This is a genomic window from Actinomadura sp. (assembly GCF_044508335.1).
GTDB lineage: Bacteria > Actinomycetota > Actinomycetes > Streptosporangiales > Streptosporangiaceae > Spirillospora.
Genome location: NZ_JBIQHY010000032.1, coordinates 45,611 through 60,628 on the forward strand (window position 1 = coordinate 45,611; position 15,018 = coordinate 60,628).

Sequence of the window (15,018 nt, forward strand, 5' to 3'; positions counted from 1 at the left end):
CGCCCCCGCCCCCGGCGCCGCGGCGGGTGCCGTGGCAGCTGATCGTGCCCGCCGGGATCTTCGCGGCCGCGCTGGTCGTCGCCGTGGCCGCGGTCGTGCTGTTCACCCGGACCGGCGACGGCGCCCCGGGGAGCCGGCCGGGCGCGTCCTCGTCCGCGACCGGCTCGTCCCCGGCGGCGCGGGGCTCCGCGCCGCCGGGGTACCGCCTCTACCAGGGCTCCTCGTTCACGGCCGCCGTCCCCCAGGGCTGGAAAGAGGACGCCGAGGGCGACGACGTGACGTTCACCGACCCGGCGGACGGGGTCACGCGGGGGCTGGCGTTCCAGCGTCTCGGCTCGTCCTTCCAGAACCCCGGGGAGGGGCTCGCGTCCGCCATCGGCCAGATGAAGAACGACAAGGACGCCTATCCCGACTTCAAGCAGGAGAAATTCGACCGGGGCGTCCCCTACAAGTACACGCCGGCGGCCGAGCTGCAGTTCACCTTCACCAAGAACGGCACGCCGGGCCGTACCCGGGTGCGGGTGTTCGAGGCCGGCGGCGTCCTCTACCAGGTCCTGCTGGCGACGGACCGGGCGCACTGGGACGAGAGCGTCGAGTACTACGAGCAGTTCCTGCGGAGCCTGACCATGAGGTCCTAGCCGCGCGGCTCCTCGAAGAGGGTGCGGGCCTTGGCCTCGGCCTCGTTCAGGGCCTTGAGGTGGCGGGGCGCGAGTTCCTCCACGCACCGGGTCATCTCCTCGGTGACGTGGCTGAACGCGCTCTCCTCCGCGCCGCGCAGCGCCGCCCGCACGGTCGCCGACCGGGCGCCGAGCGCGGACCACTCCAGCTCCAGCCGCGCCACGGCCTCGTCGAACGCGCGGGACGTCTCGGCGCCCGCGTCCTGCAGCTCGTCGGGGACGGGCCCCCGGCCCGCCTTCCGGGCGTGGCCGGACAGGGCCGAGATGCGGCTGGCCAGCGTCAGGCCCTCGCGGGCGAGCGGCAGCACGTCGTGGATCAGGTCGGTGACGGCCCTCGCCAGCTCCTCCACCCGGGTGAGCAGCGTCTGCGTCGCCTCCTCAAGGGCCTCCGACGTGCGCCGGGCGACGCGTTCGGCGACGTCCCGCTGCTGCCTGGACAGCGCGGGGACGACGTCGCGGTCCAGCAGGCGGCGCAGCTCCCGCTCCCGGGCGCCGTGCTCGCCGGGCCCGGCGTGCTCGGCCCAGACCCGCTCGATGCGCTCCTCCCCGGACGCGGCGATCTCCGCCGTGATCTCGTCCAGGGCCTCGCCCACCCGGGCCTTCAGCCGCTCCACGCGGCCGTACAGCGCCTCGCGCTTGAACGGGTCGTTGAGCTCGTTGAGCTGCGCCTGCAATCGGCGGGACACGTCGATGGCGTGCTCGGCCAGCGGGACGAGGCGGTCGGCGAGCTCGTCGAGCGTCGCGGCCCGGCGCGGGTCGGTCAGCTCGGCCACCCACGCGGGAAGGTCGTGCGGCATGGCCCCATGCTGCCACTGCCGGTCCCGCGGCACCGGCGTTCGCGCCCGGCGTGCCACGTCCGGCCGACCGAAAAGCCGGATCGGCACGGGTAAGTGTGTCTGGACAGGCGGTGATCAGGGTAGCGTTGCACGCCGTGGCGGGCTATTCCGATGACCTGCGTCTCGCGCACGTGCTGGCGGACGGGGCCGACGACATCACGACCAGGCGTTTCCGCGCCCTCGATCTGGCCATCGAGACCAAGCCGGACCTGACGCCGGTCAGCGACGCCGACCGCAGCGTCGAGGAGCAGATCCGCGGCACGCTGAAGCGGGCCCGCCCGCGCGACGCGGTGCTCGGCGAGGAGTACGGCAAGACCGGGTACGGGAACCGCTGCTGGATCATCGACCCGATCGACGCGACGAAGAACTTCGTGCGCGGCGTCCCGGTGTGGGCGACGCTGATCGCGCTGATGGAGAACGACGAGATCGTCGTGGGTGTGGTGTCGGCGCCGGCCCTGAACCGGCGCTGGTGGGCAGCCCGGGGCGGCGGCGCCTGGACGGGCCGCAGCCTCACCCGCGCCGCCCGGATGACCGTGTCGTCGGTCGGCGACCTGTCGGACGCGTCCCTGTCGTTCTCCAGCCTGAGCGGCTGGGAGGAGCAGGGGCGCCTCACGCACTTCCTCGACCTGACCCGCTCGGTGTGGCGGACGCGGGCGTTCGGCGACTTCTGGTCGCACATGATGGTCGCCGAGGGCGCGGTCGACATCTCCGCCGAGCCCGAGGTGTCGCTGTGGGACCTCGCCGCGCTCCAGGTCATCGTGGAGGAGGCCGGCGGGATGTTCACCGACCTGTCCGGCGTGCCGGGCCCGGACGGCGGCAGCGTCGTGTGCACGAACGGCAGACTGCACGCCGACGTCCTGCGGACCCTGGGCGGCGGCCAGCTCTCCCTCCGCATCTGAGGATCCGCATCTGAGGATCCGCGCGTCCGGCGCGCATCCGATCGTCCCGCGCCGGGCATACCGACCCCGAGGCGGGATCGATCCCCATGGCCAACCGCGCGACTCGCGACATATCGTGGAACAGCGGTCGCGGGACGGCCGTTGTACAGGATGGGCGGCCCGTAAACGGAGGTACCAGATGTCGACCCAGACCAAGCTAGTGATCGGCGGCGTCGTCGTCGGCTTCCTGACCCTGTTCGTCTTCCCCTGGTGGCTGAGCGCGCTGATCATCCTCGGCGTCATCGGCGCACCCCTCGTGGGGTACATGATGCTCGACCCGTCCCAGCGCAGGCGGCTGCGGGCGCAGGGGCGCAAGCGCCTCGGGAGCTGACCCGCGGGGCGTCTCCGGGCGCCCGCTAGGGTGCGGGTGTGGCGGAGACACGGGTCGGCGTGGTCGGCGCGGGGATCCTCGGGCTGGCCATCGCGCGCCGGCTGACCGAGACGCGCCCTGACGTGACGGTCACGGTCCTCGACAAGGAGGACCGCGTCGCGGCCCACCAGACGGGCCGCAACAGCGGCGTCGCGCACGCGGGCCTGTACTACGCGCCGGGATCGCTGAAGGCGACGCTGTGCAGGCGCGGCATCGCGCTGCTCAAGGAATACTGCACCGACCGGAACCTCCCTTACGTTGAGTGCGGCAAGGTCGTCGTCGCCCGCGACGCGTCCGAGGTGGCCGCGCTGGACGAGATCGAGCGGCGCGCCGCGGCCAACGGGGTTCCGGGGTTGCGGCGCCTGCCGGGCGGCGGGCTGCGGGAGATCGAGCCGCACGCCGCCGGAGTCGCCGCGCTGCACTCCCCCACCACCGCGATCGTGGACTTCCCGGCGGTCGCCCGCGCGCTCGCCGGGGACGTCGCCGAGGGCGGCGGAGAGGTGCGGCTCGGCTTCGAGGTCGTCCGCATCGGGCGGTCCGGCGACGGCGTGGCGGTCGCGTCGGCGAGCGAGGAGCTGCGGTTCGACAGGCTCGTGGTGTGCGCCGGGCTCCAGTCGGACCGGGTGGCGCGGCTCGCCGGCGACTCGCCCGCTCCGGCGATCATCCCGTTCCGGGGCGAGTACTACCGGCTCGTCCCGTCGCGGACCGGCCTGGTCCGCGGCCTCATCTACCCCGTGCCCGACCCCCGCTACCCGTTCCTCGGCGTGCATTTCACGCGCCGCGTGGACGGCGGCGTGGACGTCGGCCCCAACGCCGTCCTGGCGCTGGCCAGGGAGGGGTACCGGCGCCGCGACGTCCGCCCGGCCGACCTGTGGGAGACGATCCGCTGGCCGGGCTTCCGGCGCCTGGCGGTGCGGCACTGGCGGACGGGCGCGAAGGAGCTGTGGGGGTCGGCGGTCAAGCGCGCGTTCGTCGCCGAGGCGCGCGGTTTCGTCCCGGAGCTGGCGGCGGCGGACGTCGTCGCGGCTCCCGCCGGGGTCCGCGCGCAGGCGGTGGACCCCGACGGGTCGCTCGTCGACGACTTCCGCATCGGGCGGGTCGGCCCGGTGGTGACCGTCCGGAACGCCCCGTCCCCGGCGGCGACGTCCTCGCTCGCCATCGCCGAGCACGTCGTCGAGCGGCTCTAGTCCCAGAGCTTGCGGACGTCCCCGCGCGGGTCGTGGACGGTCGCGTCGGACGGCCCGTCGAACAGCCGCACCGCCCGCGTGGACGGGTCGAAGGGCGTCCAGCCGGGGTCGCCGGTGGCGGCGAACCGCACCCAGTGGCGGTGCATCCGGTCGGCGAGCGCCTGCGGCGGGTTCGGCCCGGTCAGCCCGTCGGGCTCGGCGGTCAGGTTGTCGAACACGAAGCCCAGCTCCAGGGCGTGGCAGGCGCCGAGGCCGTGGTTCGGGGACCGCCACGCGAACTCGTACATCCAGGTGCGCCCGCCGGACGCGGTGTGCCCGGCGGCGGCCCGGTTCGCGGGGATGCGGAACAGGTGGTCGGTGATGATCGTCGCCATCAGCTCGCCGGGCGCCATGCCGGGGTGCCGGTCGCGGTAGGCGGCGGGCAGCCCGGACGGGACGCCCATGCCGCCGGCGACGAAGTCCACGACCTCGTCGGTGGCCTGGGCCGCGATGCCGGTCGGCATCAGGAAGAAGCGGAACTCCTCGGAGGTGTAGCCGATGAGGAGGTCGACGTCGCGCCCGGCGCCGGCGGCGATGGCGTCCTCGGGGCGGCGCGTGATCAGCTCGCCGTCCAGGACCGGGGTGAGGGACATGCCGCCCGCCGCGGTGGTGGCGCCCCAGCGGACGGGGTCGGGCGTCATCGAGACCTCGGCGGCGACGGACGCCTGCGCGGGGATGATCGCGGCGGGGTCGAGCGCGGCGAACGCCTCCGCGGTCGGCTCGATCCCGAGCCGGGCGGCCATCTCCCTGGTGACGAGCATTGCGTCGTCCGGGTCCTGCGCGATGCCGCCGGCGCCGCTCTGCGCGATCGCGCGGCGGAACAGCCCGAGGTCGAGGGAGAGCAGCGTGGTGACGCTCATCCCGCCCGCGGACTCGCCGAAGACGGTGACGTCGTCCGGGTCGCCGCCGAATCCGGCGATGTTGTCGCGCACCCACTCCAGCGCGGCGATCTGGTCGAGCAGCCCCCGGTTGAGCGGGGCGCCGGGCAGGTTGGCGAAGCCCTCCACGCCGAGCCGGTAGTTGATCGTCACGCAGACGACGCCGTCGCGGGCGAAGTTGCGGCCGTCGTAGACCGGCACGGCGCCGGACCCGTTGCGGAACGCGCCGCCGTGGATCCACACCATGACCGGCAGGCCCGCCCCTCCCGCGCCGGTGAGGCCCGGCGTCCAGACGTTCAGGTTCAGGCAGTCGTCGCCGGGGATCACGGGGTCGGGCAGCAGCGCGGCGAACGGCGGCGGGTAGCCGGGCTTGGGCGCGGTCGGCCCGTACTCGAAGGCGTCGCGGACGCCGTCCCACGGCTCGGGCGGGCGCGGCGCCCGGAAGCGGCCGGGCCCGAACGGCGGCGCGGCGTAGGGGATGCCGAGGAAGGCGGTGACGCCGTCCCGTGTCCTGCCGCGCACCTTCCCGTAGGACGTCTCGACGACCGGCTCCATGCCCCGCCTCCGATTCTAGAACGAGATTCAATGAGGCGAGCGTACGGGACGGAGGCGGCCGGCGGAACGCCGCTCCACCTCCTTCCGCACGGCCTTCTACACGCCCCCGGGCGCGGGCTGGAGCATGCGGGTGAGGTAGCCGCGGGCGAACGCGCGGATCGCGTCCTCGTCGTCCAGCCGCAGCCCGCCGCCCGGGAGCAGCAGCAGCGACACCGCGAGCCGCAGCAGCACCTCCGCGACGGTGTTGTGGTCCTCGGCGTCGCCGGGGCGCGCGCGGCGCAGCCGGTCGGCGAGGATGTCGCGGGCGGCGATCATCACCGCGCCGCCGTTCATGCTGAGCTGCGGGAGGAACGCCTCCGGCTCGCTCTCCAGGACGCGCGTCATCAGCGGGTGCGTGCGGGCGCTGCGCAGGCCGACCACGAACCCCTCCACGACGGCGTCCTCGGCCGACTCGAGGTCGTCGGTGGCCTCGGCGATCGCGGTGAGGAACCGGTGGCACTCCCGCAGGATCACCGCCTGGAGCAGCTGCTCCTTGTTGCTGAACCGGCGGTAGATGGTGGTGCGCGCGACCCCCGCGCGCTTGGCGACGTCCTCGACGCTGACCCTGCGCAGCCCGTAGGTCTCGAACTCCGCGAGCGCGGCGTCCAGGATGCGGGTGTCGAGGTCGTCGGCACCGCTGTCCGGCGCGGCGAGCCGCGCCAGCAGCGCGTCCGAGGCCGTGGCGTCCGTCGTCATGACCAGCACCCTAACCGGATCCGGCGTCCGGCTCGCGGCGGCGGTCCGGGCGGGGAACCGGGTGCGGCCGCTGCTGCCCGAGGCCGTCCGCCACCTGCCGCAGGCCCGCCGCGCCTGCCGGAAGGCGCGGAAGGCGCGGCGGGGCTGAGCGGCGGGGCCGAGGGGTCAGCCGCCGGACCGGATGCGCGCGTCGTACTCCTTGCGCGCGTCGGGGTCGTACTCCAGGAAGATCTTGTCGAGCCCGAGCCGGCGGGACGTCGCCTGCCGGAACCGCTCGGGGAGGAGCGCGCCCAGCTTGATCTGCGTGCCGAGCTTCTTCGGCACCGCGACCTGCGGGCGCGGCCTGCCGATCAGCTCGACGATGGCGGCGGCGATCTCCTCCGGCTCGCAGTTCCTCTGCCCCTTGGGGCTGCGGGTGCCGGCGACCAGCTCGGTGTTGGTGAACGTCGGCAGGACGGCGCTGACGTGGACGCCCCGGTCCTGGACCTCCAGCCGGGTCGCCTCGGTGAACCCGACGACGGCGGCCTTGCTGGCGTTGTAGAGGGCGAGGCCGGGCGTGAACATGACGCCCGCGAGCGAGGCGATGTTGATGACGTGCCCCGACTCGCGCGGCAGCATCCGGCCGAGGGCGAGCTTGGTGCCGAGCATGACGCCGTGCACGTTGATGTCGATGCAGCGGCGGGCGTCGGCGTCGCTCTCGTCGGTGACCGGCCCGATCGGCATGATCCCGGCGTTGTTGATCAGGACGTCGAGCGGCCCGGCGGCCTCCTCGGCCCGGTCGAGGAACGCGGTGAACGACTCGCGGGACGTGACGTCCACCACGAGGCCGGTGACGCCGAGCGACTCGGCGGCGTCCTTGACGGCGGCCTCGTCGATGTCGCCGATGACGACGGTGGCGCCCTTGGCCTTCAGGGCGCGGGCCGTGGCGAGGCCGATCCCCCGCGCGGCTCCGGTGATGGCGACGACCTTGCTCATTTCTGCTCCAGGGGTTCGAGCCGGACGGGAAGCCCGTCCTTCGGCGAAGGGAGGGACGTGGTGTCCAGGGGCCATTCGTACCGCGCGGGGACGCTCCAGCGGTAGCGCTGGAGCACCTGGTGCAGGATCGTTTTGACCTGCATCCCGGCGAAGTGCAGCCCGATGCACTTGTGCGCGCCGCCGCCGAACGGGGCCCACGCGTACTTGTGGACCCTGTCCTCGCGGCGTTCCGGGGAGAACCGCCCGGGGTCGAACCGCTCCGGGTCCGGCCACCACTGCGCCATGTGGTGGTTGCTGAGCATCGGCACCACCACCATCGTGCCGGCCGGGACGTGGTAGCCGAGGATGGAGGTGTCCTTGACGACCTTGCGGGGCAGCGCCGGGACGGGCGGCAGGATGCGCAGCGACTCCTTCATCACCATGTCGATGCCGGTGAAGGAGCCGAGGTCGTCGTAGGAGGGCTGCGCCTTGCCGAGGCTCAGCGACTCCTCGCGCAGCCGCTCCTGCCATTCGGGGAACTTGGCCAGGTGGTAGGCCATCGTCGTCAGCGTGATGGTGGTCGTGTCGTGCGCCGCCATCAGCGCGAAGATCATGTGGTTGACGACGTCCTCGTCGGTGAACCGCGCGCCGTCGTCGGTCTCGGCCGCGCAGAGGGCGGCGAACAGGTCGTCGCCGCCGTCGCGGCGCTTGGCGGGCAGGTGCCGGTAGAAGAACTCCTCCAGCGCCTTGCGGGCCTTCAGCCCCTTGTGCCAGCGCAACCCCGGGACGGGGAACCGCACGTACGCCGTCCCCGCCCGGACGGCGTCGATGAACGCTCCGTTGACCCGCGCGCGCTCGGCGTCGTCCAGTCGCACGCCCATGAACACGTCCACGGCGAGGTCGAGCGTGAGCTGCTTGATGCTGTCGTAGACCTTGAAGCCGGGGCCGGGCCGCCACGACTCGACGCCCCGGACGATGCCGGGCGCCATCGCCTCCATGTACGCGCGCAGCCGCGCCGGGGTGAACGCCTGCTGCATGATGCGGCGGTGGTGCAGGTGCTCCTCGAAGTCGAGCAGCATGATGCCGCGCCGGAAGAACGGCCCGATGTAGTAGCTCCACGCGGGCCCGCTCGCGAACGCCTTGTCCCGGTTGACCAGGACGACCTCGGCGGCCTCCGGCCCCTGGACGGTGCAGGTGCGCTGCCCGAGCAGCCAGCCCCAGGCGACCGGCCCGTACTGCTCGTACCGCTTCCTGGCCATGCCGATCGGGTCGCGCATCACCGCGAGCGTGCTGCCGATGTAGGGCACACCGGGCACGCCGGGGACCGGTTTCAGGCCGCTGCCCTGCGGCGGCGGCGCGAGGACGCTGGTCATGGATCCCTCCGGACGCGCGCAACAAATAGGCGAAATCTGTTGCTTTGTTCTAACGCAGCGGACGCCCGTAAGTCCAGACTTATCGCCGGTGACTTGCGCGTGAGCGCGTCTCGCGGGCCGCCGCGCCGCGCAGCAGCCGGCGCCGCGCGGTCTCGGTGAGCGGCCGGTACGCGCCCGACCGGTCGCGGTAGTAGGTCAGCCCGTCGCCGGCGGCGGGGACGCCCTCCTCGCGCAGCGGGGCGGTCCACAGCCGCCGCCCGGCGGTGACGGGCACCTCGTCCACGACCCGGACGAGCGCGGGGCGCAGCTCCGGCTCCACCCGCAGCAGCGCCTCCGTCAGGTCGATCGCCTTGACCGTCTCCTCCGCGTCCCGCAGGCTCACGGCGGCGGCGGCCAGCTCGGTATCCCCCGCGGGGATCCCGTAGACGGCGACGGTGTCGACGTACGGCAGGTCGCCGAGCGCGTCCCGGATCGGGCCGGGCGGGACGATGCCCTCGGCGGTGCCGATCAGTTCGGCCTCCCGCCCGACGAGCCAGTAGTCCCCGTCGGCGTCCCGGCGGAACAGGTCCCCGGTGATCGTCCAGGCGTCCTCGGGCCGGAACACGCCCCGCACGACGCGCGAGGCGGAGCCGGCCGCCGACGGCCGGACCCGCGCGAGCAGCATGCCGATCTCCCCCGGCTCGCAGCGGACCGCGAATCCGTCGGGGCCTTCGGCGAGCCGCCCGTTCTCCAGGTCGTACCGGGCGAGCCGCACCTCGGCGCTGCCGGGCAGCGGCCGGCCCAGCGAGCCGGGCTTCTTGCCGCTCAGGTTGACCAGCACCGCCTCGCCCTCGGTCGAGGCGTAGAACTCCAGCACCCGCGCGGGCGCGAACCGCTCCTCGACCCGCCGCCACAGCCCGCGCGGCATCCCGGACCCGATGAACAGCCGGATCGCGTGGTGCCGCTCGGCCGGGTTCGGCGGCGCGTTCACGAGGTCGCGCAGCAGCGTCCAGGTGTAGGACGCGACGGTCACGCCGTAGCGGCGCGCCTCGTCCCAGAAGGCCTCCGGGTCGATGTCCCGGTGGGGGGACGGCTCCCCGCCGGGGACCGCGGCGGAGCCGCCGGCCAGTGCGAGCCGCGCCCCGCCGGCGACGGCGCCGCCGAGGCTCATCAGCAGCGCGGACGGGTGCTGGAGCGGCGTGATGCTGTAGACGGTGTCGGACGGCGACAGGGCGGCCGACGAGGCGGTCCCGAACGCCGACAGGGCCCATCTGCGGTTCGTGATCCGGCTGGCCCGCAGGTGCTCGCCGTCTCCCCGGAACACCACGAAGGCGAGGTCGCCGGCCCGCCCCGGGTTGGGCCGGTACCACCCGGGCAGCTCGACCCGCGCGGGGTCGATGCGCTCCATGTCCATGAGCGTCCCGCGGTCGCCGCGCCCGGCGCCGCCGAGCAGGTACCCCTGGACGCCGTCCAGTTTCGCGGCCTCCGCCGCGTGCTCGGGGTCGGCGATGACCCGCGTGATCCCGCTGAGCCGCGCCTCGGCCGCGGGGTCCCCGTCGGGGCGCAGCAGGACCGCCACGGCGCCGAGCCGGCTCAGCGCGGCGACCAGGGCGAGCGCGGTGGGCCGGGTCCCCATCAGCACGCCGACCGCGTCGCCGTGCCGCACGCCGATGTGGATCAGCCCGCGCACGACGGCGTCGATGCGCCGCCTGGCCGCGTCGTGGGTGTGCCCGCGCCCCTGGTACAGGAAGAAGACCTCGCCGGGCCTGCGGCGGGCCTGCTCGTCCAGGAGCAGCCCCATCGACATGCGCGTGTCGGACTGGATGCGCTCCAGCCGCGCCAGCCGCGGCAGGTTCTGCGCGGCCTCCCCGGTCAGCTGCCGGCTGCCGCGGGCGACCCGCGCGGCCGTCCGCAGCGCGGACCGCGCGGCGCTCGTCCCGATGCCCGCGGCGAGCTGGAGCCCGTACCCGGCGGGGCCGCCGGGCAGGTCGGCGGTCTCGGCCTCCTCGTCCCCGGCGACCGGGGCGACGATCTCGGGCAGCTCGTCCTCGCCCTCCCGCCACAGCGCCCACGACGCGACGGCGGGCCAGGTCTGCGCGATCGCGAGGCCGCCCACGACGAGCCCGAAGTGCCCGGCTCTGAGCGACGCCTCGTACACCTGGGCGCGCGGCGCCGCCCGCCTGATGCCGCGGACCATCGGCGGCGGCGCGATCTCGTCGACCTCGCCGACGAACGTGAGCACGGGGCAGGTGATGTCGGCGAGCGTCACGAGCCGGTCGCCGATGACGAAGCCGCCGGTGAGCATCCGGTTGTGCTGGATGAACTGGCGGAGGAACTCGGCGAGCGCGGGGCCGGGCCACGACACCCACCCCTCCCGCTCCAGGAACCGCCGCTGCCGCTCCCTCTGCGCCAGCCGCTCCCGGTCGTGCAGCTGCAGGATGAAGTCGACCCGCGACCGCACCGACTTGACGGGGCTGAGGACCTGGAAGCCGAGCCGGGTGACCCATCCGGGCACGGCGAAGCCGCCGAGCACCCGGTCGGGGATCCGCTCGACGCCCTCGGACGCGAGCCAGCCGGGCAGCCCGAACGGGAGCCCCCGGCTGGTGTCGGCCGGGCTGCCGAACGTCACGATCGACTCGATGCCGTCGCTGCGCCGGTACGCGGCCGCCTGGTAGACGAACATGCCGCCCTGCGAGTACCCGGCGAGGTGGACGTCGCGTCCGGTCGCCTTGCGGATCCGGTCGACGGCGTCGCTGACGGCCAGCACGTGGTCGCTGATGTTCCGCTCGAGCCCGCCGGGCTCCCGCTCGGGCGCCCCGAAGTCGACGACCCACGGGTCGACGCCCAGGTCGTGCAGGACCTTCACCGCGCTGACCCGCGAGGAGATGTCGTACACCTCCGCGGTGATCATCAGCGGCGGGACGAGCAGCATCACGGGCCCGCCCGCCGCGTCCGGGAAGTAGTGCCGCAGCCGGTACACCCGCTGCTCGGTCACCACCTCGCACGGGGAGGCGTCCTCGTCGGTGTCGAACCCCCCGAACCGGGCGACTTCCAGGGCGTTCTGCGCGGTGGAGCCCAGGCGGGCGCCCACCGAAACGAGCGAACCGAATCGGGGGGTGAGGGAGGTCGTCCCCCCTCGGACGGCTCGGAACAGCGTCTTGGCAACAGCCGGCATCGTCGACCTCTCGCAGAGTCAACGACATGGTGTCCTGTCATCAGCGGCTTAAGCAATCAGCCGACGACGCGCGCGCCCTCCATGCGACCGGCCTGGAGCCGCTCCCACATGTACCTGCGGCGCGGCTTGCCGCTGGACGTCCGCTGGATGAGCCCGGACCCGACGACGACCGTGATCTCCACGTCGTCCCCGACGCGGCGCCGCAGCGTCTCCCGCACGGCCGGCACCCACTCCTCGCTCTGCGTCTCGGCGAACAGCGCGAGCCCCTTCCGCCCGGCCCCCGGCACGCCGACCACCACGACGCGCCCCTTGCCGAGCCCGCTCACCTCGGCGATCTTGGATTCGAGGTCCTCGACGTAGACGGACCGGCCGCGGACCTTGATGCTGTCGCCCATCCGCCCGAGGACGAACAGCTGCCCCTCGTAGAAGAAGCCCGCGTCCCCGGTGTAGACCTTCCCGTCCATGAACCGCGTCGACTTGGCCTCGGCGCCCGCGTAGTACCCGGGACAGGCCGAGGCGCCGCCGACCACGATCTCCCCGAGCAGGCCCTCGCCCAGCTCGTTGCCGTCGTCGTCGACTATCGCGACGGGGACGTCGTCCTCCGGGGTACCGCACCCGACGACCCACCCGGCCTTGGCGCCGATCGACCGGGGTCCGAGCCGGTGCTGCTCCAGGATGCGCACCGGCCGCCCGAACGACAGCGCCTCGGGGTCGGGCCGGACGGCGAGGGGTTCGCGCTGCTCGTTGTCCATGGTGACCAGCAGCGTCGTCTCGGCCATGCCGTAGGCGGGCTTGAACATCGCCCGGGAGAACCCGAACGGCTCGACGAGCTGCGCGAACACCTCCAGCGCATGCGGGTCGATCGGCTCGGCGCCGATCAGCGCCATCTTCCACCCGGACAGGTCGAGCCCTTCGAGCTGCTCCGGCTTGACCCGCCGCGCGCAGTAGGCGTACGCGAACGGCGGAGCCGCGGTGTGCTGGGCCTCGGCGAAGCACCGGATCCACCGTGCCGGGTCGCGGATGAAGTGGTCGGGCCGCATGAGCCGCAGCATCCCCTGCCGCGCGATCGGGGTGATGAACGTCCCGATGAGCCCCATGTCGTGGTAGAGCGGCAGCCACGTGGCCACCACGTCGCCGTCCTCGTACCCGGCCATCCGCGCGATCAGCTCGCTGTTGGCCTCCAGGTTCTCCCAGGTGACCATGACGCCGCGCGGGGCGCCGCTGGACCCGGAGGTGAACTGGAGCAGCGCCAGCTCGCCGGCGGGCTGCACGTCCGCCTCCGCGCCCTGGCACGGCTGCCACGGCTCACCGCTCAGCCCGGCCTGGTCCATGGCGCGCCCGGCGTACTCGTTCAGGTCCTTGGAGGCGACGACGAGCGCCGGCGACGCCTGCCGCAGGATCGCCGCGACGTGCGCCACGTAGTCGTCGCCGTCCTGGAACAGCGGCGGCGTGATCAGGCAGACGGTGGCCCCGGCGGCCCACACCCCGTAGTACGTCTCTATGCAGGTGAAGTCCGTGGGCAGGATGAGGCAGACGACATCGCCGGGCCGGACGCCCTCCTCGATCAGCGCCCCGGCGGTGCGCCGTGCGGCGGCCGCCAGCGCGCCGTAGTCGCGGAACTCCCAGCCGCCGTCGTCCGTCGCCAGGTGCACGCCGCGTCCGGTGTTCGGCTTCTCCAGCCATGCGCGCAGCGCAGATGCCATCGGTGTTCCCCTTCAACATGATCACGGTCACCCACGTGACTCGCGGGTAACTTCACCAGGACCGGCGCGCAGTAGTCAACTGGTTGGATCGGTCAAAGAGACCGGGCGGTCATTTGACGGAAACGTTCATTTCTCCACGGCGGTCCGCCGTGCCGCCATCCGCCCGGCGGCGCGCCACCCGAGCAGCCCGGCTCCGAGGAACAGGGCGGCGACGACCGTGAACGCGACCGCGACACCCTGCCCGGACAGGGCCCGCAGCAGCATCCCCACCGCGACGGTCGCCGCCCAGACTCCCGCACCGGTCGGGACGAGCGCGTCGACCCGACGCCAGGCCCGCAGGCCGCCCCATCCGGCCGCGAGCCCGACGAGGAACGGCCACGCGGTGCCGGCGAATCCCGCCAAGCCGCCCGCCTCGTCGTGCGCAGCGCGTCCGATGGCCACGAAGACGAGCACCCAGCAGACGTCAAGCCCCGCACCCACCCAGTTCCGCATATCACCAGGCTATGCACCCCCGCGCCCATCCGGGGCAGGTGGACTGCGAGACGAAGGGTATGGGATCCATCGACCGAGCCGAGTGGAGGCGTGATGCACGATTGGCCGCGGTTGCGGGCGGCGGACTGGACGGCGACCCGCGAAACCCTGCACATGTGGGCGCAGATAGTCGGGAAGGTCCGGCTGGCCCATGCGCCGCTGCTCAACCATTGGTGGCAGGTCACGCTGTACGTCAGCCCGAGGGGCCTGACCACCTCGGCGGTCCCGTACCGGGACGGCGTCTTCGACATCGAGTTCGACTTCGTCGAGCACCTGCTGCGCATCCGCAGCAGCGACGGCGGCTCCCGCACGGTGGCCTTGGAGCCCAAGTCGGTGGCCGATTTCTACGCCGAGACCATGGCCGCCCTGCACGAACTGGACATCGAGGCACCGATCCAGGCCAGCCCGAACGAGGTGGAACCAGCGATCCCGTTCGCCGAGGACCACCAGAACGCCTCGTATGACGCGGATGCCGCCCACCTGTTCTGGCGGCAGCTTCTCCAGGCGGACCGGGTCCTGGGCGAGTTCCGCTCCCACTTCACCGGCAAGGTGAGCCCGGTGCACTTCTTCTGGGGTGCGATGGACCTGGCGTGCACGAGGTTCTCAGGCCGCCCCGCCCCGAAGCACCCGGGCGGCGCGCCGAACTGCCCGGACTGGGTGATGGTGGAGGGCTATTCGGGCGAGTTGTCGAGCGCCGGCTTCTGGCCGGGCGGTGGCGAGGAGGGAGCGTTCTACTCCTACGCCTACCCGGAGCCCGAAGGCTTCCCCGACCATCCGGTGGCCCCCAAGGAAGCCTTCTACAGCAGCGAGATGGGAGAGTTCGTCCTCCCCTACGAGGCCGTGGCGACCGCCGAGGACCCGGACGCGACCCTCACGGACTTCCTGCAAACCACCTACGAAGCAGCCGCAGAACTCGCCAACTGGGACCGCGGCGCCCTGGAGGACACCCCCACCAGACTCAACACCCTGAAGGAATGACCACACCCCCGAAAAACCTCAGCGAGCAGGGAGAGGCAGGAAGACCGCCATCCGAACCCCGCACGGGGGCGAGGGGCGGAGCCCCAACGGGGGACAGGGGCGGAGCCCCG

The 15,018-nt window shown here is 73.3% G+C and carries 14 protein-coding genes; 6 read left to right on the plus strand and 8 right to left on the minus strand.

Annotated features, from left to right (window positions below):
* Positions 1-638: hypothetical protein (locus ACIWVC_RS14240; protein WP_396454212.1), on the plus strand; the 638-nt coding region annotated here is incomplete at its 5' end.
* On the opposite strand, the gene ACIWVC_RS14245 is transcribed toward ACIWVC_RS14240, so the two are convergent.
* The gene (locus ACIWVC_RS14245; protein ID WP_396445701.1) at positions 635-1,474 is read right to left on the minus strand and encodes a hypothetical protein; all 840 of its coding nucleotides are present in this window, start codon (positions 1,472-1,474) and stop codon (positions 635-637) included. The genes ACIWVC_RS14240 and ACIWVC_RS14245 overlap by 4 nt on opposite strands.
* Before the next feature lie 134 nt (positions 1,475-1,608).
* On the opposite strand from ACIWVC_RS14245, the gene hisN reads away from it, so the two are divergent.
* From hisN to lhgO, 3 genes are all read left to right on the plus strand, one after another.
* Complete coding sequence (hisN, locus tag ACIWVC_RS14250) at positions 1,609-2,412, plus strand: histidinol-phosphatase (RefSeq protein WP_396445702.1); 804 nt, start codon at positions 1,609-1,611, stop codon at positions 2,410-2,412.
* Between the two features lie 178 nt (positions 2,413-2,590).
* On the plus strand, positions 2,591-2,782 hold the full coding sequence (locus ACIWVC_RS14255; RefSeq protein ID WP_396445704.1) for a hypothetical protein: 192 nt from the start codon (positions 2,591-2,593) through the stop codon (positions 2,780-2,782).
* A gap of 38 nt (positions 2,783-2,820) precedes the next feature.
* On the plus strand, positions 2,821-4,008 hold the full coding sequence (lhgO, locus tag ACIWVC_RS14260; protein ID WP_396445705.1) for an L-2-hydroxyglutarate oxidase: 1,188 nt from the start codon (positions 2,821-2,823) through the stop codon (positions 4,006-4,008).
* On the opposite strand, the gene ACIWVC_RS14265 is transcribed toward lhgO, so the two are convergent.
* Both ACIWVC_RS14265 and ACIWVC_RS14270 read right to left on the minus strand, forming a co-directional pair.
* Positions 4,005-5,480, minus strand: a complete 1,476-nt coding sequence (locus tag ACIWVC_RS14265) for a carboxylesterase/lipase family protein (RefSeq protein WP_396445707.1) — start codon at positions 5,478-5,480, stop codon at positions 4,005-4,007. The two genes, lhgO and ACIWVC_RS14265, sit on opposite strands and share 4 nt — an antisense overlap.
* Before the next feature lie 96 nt (positions 5,481-5,576).
* The gene (locus tag ACIWVC_RS14270; protein ID WP_396445708.1) at positions 5,577-6,215 is read right to left on the minus strand and encodes a TetR/AcrR family transcriptional regulator; all 639 of its coding nucleotides are present in this window, start codon (positions 6,213-6,215) and stop codon (positions 5,577-5,579) included.
* On the opposite strand from ACIWVC_RS14270, the gene ACIWVC_RS14275 reads away from it, so the two are divergent.
* Positions 6,214-6,363: a hypothetical protein gene (locus ACIWVC_RS14275; protein ID WP_396445709.1), complete on the plus strand. Its 150-nt coding sequence runs from the start codon at positions 6,214-6,216 to the stop codon at positions 6,361-6,363. The two genes, ACIWVC_RS14270 and ACIWVC_RS14275, sit on opposite strands and share 2 nt — an antisense overlap.
* 17 nt (positions 6,364-6,380) lie before the next feature.
* On the opposite strand, the gene ACIWVC_RS14280 is transcribed toward ACIWVC_RS14275, so the two are convergent.
* The 5 genes from ACIWVC_RS14280 to ACIWVC_RS14300 all read right to left on the minus strand — a co-directional run bounded on the left by ACIWVC_RS14280 (position 6,381) and on the right by ACIWVC_RS14300 (position 13,891).
* Positions 6,381-7,190: an SDR family oxidoreductase gene (locus tag ACIWVC_RS14280; RefSeq protein WP_396445710.1), complete on the minus strand. Its 810-nt coding sequence runs from the start codon at positions 7,188-7,190 to the stop codon at positions 6,381-6,383.
* On the minus strand, positions 7,187-8,542 hold the full coding sequence (locus ACIWVC_RS14285) for a cytochrome P450 (protein ID WP_396445711.1): 1,356 nt from the start codon (positions 8,540-8,542) through the stop codon (positions 7,187-7,189). The genes ACIWVC_RS14280 and ACIWVC_RS14285 overlap by 4 nt, the downstream gene beginning before the upstream one ends.
* A gap of 79 nt (positions 8,543-8,621) precedes the next feature.
* Entirely contained in the window at positions 8,622-11,612 is a 2,991-nt protein-coding gene (locus tag ACIWVC_RS14290; RefSeq protein WP_396445712.1) for an AMP-binding protein, read from the minus strand.
* 140 nt (positions 11,613-11,752) lie between these two features.
* A complete protein-coding gene (locus tag ACIWVC_RS14295) occupies positions 11,753-13,399 on the minus strand; it encodes an AMP-binding protein (RefSeq protein ID WP_396445713.1) in 1,647 nt (548 codons plus the stop codon).
* A 126-nt stretch (positions 13,400-13,525) separates the two neighbouring features.
* Entirely contained in the window at positions 13,526-13,891 is a 366-nt protein-coding gene (locus ACIWVC_RS14300; RefSeq protein ID WP_396445714.1) for a DUF3054 domain-containing protein, read from the minus strand.
* A 93-nt stretch (positions 13,892-13,984) separates the two neighbouring features.
* Here ACIWVC_RS14300 and ACIWVC_RS14305 point away from each other — a divergent pair, with 93 nt between their 5' ends.
* The gene (locus ACIWVC_RS14305) at positions 13,985-14,908 is read left to right on the plus strand and encodes a DUF5996 family protein (protein WP_396445715.1); all 924 of its coding nucleotides are present in this window, start codon (positions 13,985-13,987) and stop codon (positions 14,906-14,908) included.
* Positions 14,909-15,018 lie beyond the last annotated feature (110 nt).

Bases quoted from the DNA above. Each gene is read 5' to 3' on its own strand.
- ACIWVC_RS14245 (WP_396445701.1), bottom strand. From the start codon at position 1,474: ATGCCGCACGACCTTCCCGCGTGGGTGGCCGAGCTGACCGACCCGCGC.
- ACIWVC_RS14255 (WP_396445704.1), top strand. From the start codon at position 2,591: ATGTCGACCCAGACCAAGCTAGTGATCGGCGGCGTCGTCGTCGGCTTC.
- ACIWVC_RS14265 (WP_396445707.1), bottom strand. From the start codon at position 5,480: ATGGAGCCGGTCGTCGAGACGTCCTACGGGAAGGTGCGCGGCAGGACA.
- ACIWVC_RS14275 (WP_396445709.1), top strand. From the start codon at position 6,214: ATGACCAGCACCCTAACCGGATCCGGCGTCCGGCTCGCGGCGGCGGTC.
- ACIWVC_RS14270 (WP_396445708.1), bottom strand. From the start codon at position 6,215: ATGACGACGGACGCCACGGCCTCGGACGCGCTGCTGGCGCGGCTCGCC.
- ACIWVC_RS14280 (WP_396445710.1), bottom strand. From the start codon at position 7,190: ATGAGCAAGGTCGTCGCCATCACCGGAGCCGCGCGGGGGATCGGCCTC.
- ACIWVC_RS14285 (WP_396445711.1), bottom strand. From the start codon at position 8,542: ATGACCAGCGTCCTCGCGCCGCCGCCGCAGGGCAGCGGCCTGAAACCG.
- ACIWVC_RS14295 (WP_396445713.1), bottom strand. From the start codon at position 13,399: ATGGCATCTGCGCTGCGCGCATGGCTGGAGAAGCCGAACACCGGACGC.
- ACIWVC_RS14300 (WP_396445714.1), bottom strand. From the start codon at position 13,891: ATGCGGAACTGGGTGGGTGCGGGGCTTGACGTCTGCTGGGTGCTCGTC.
- ACIWVC_RS14305 (WP_396445715.1), top strand. From the start codon at position 13,985: ATGCACGATTGGCCGCGGTTGCGGGCGGCGGACTGGACGGCGACCCGC.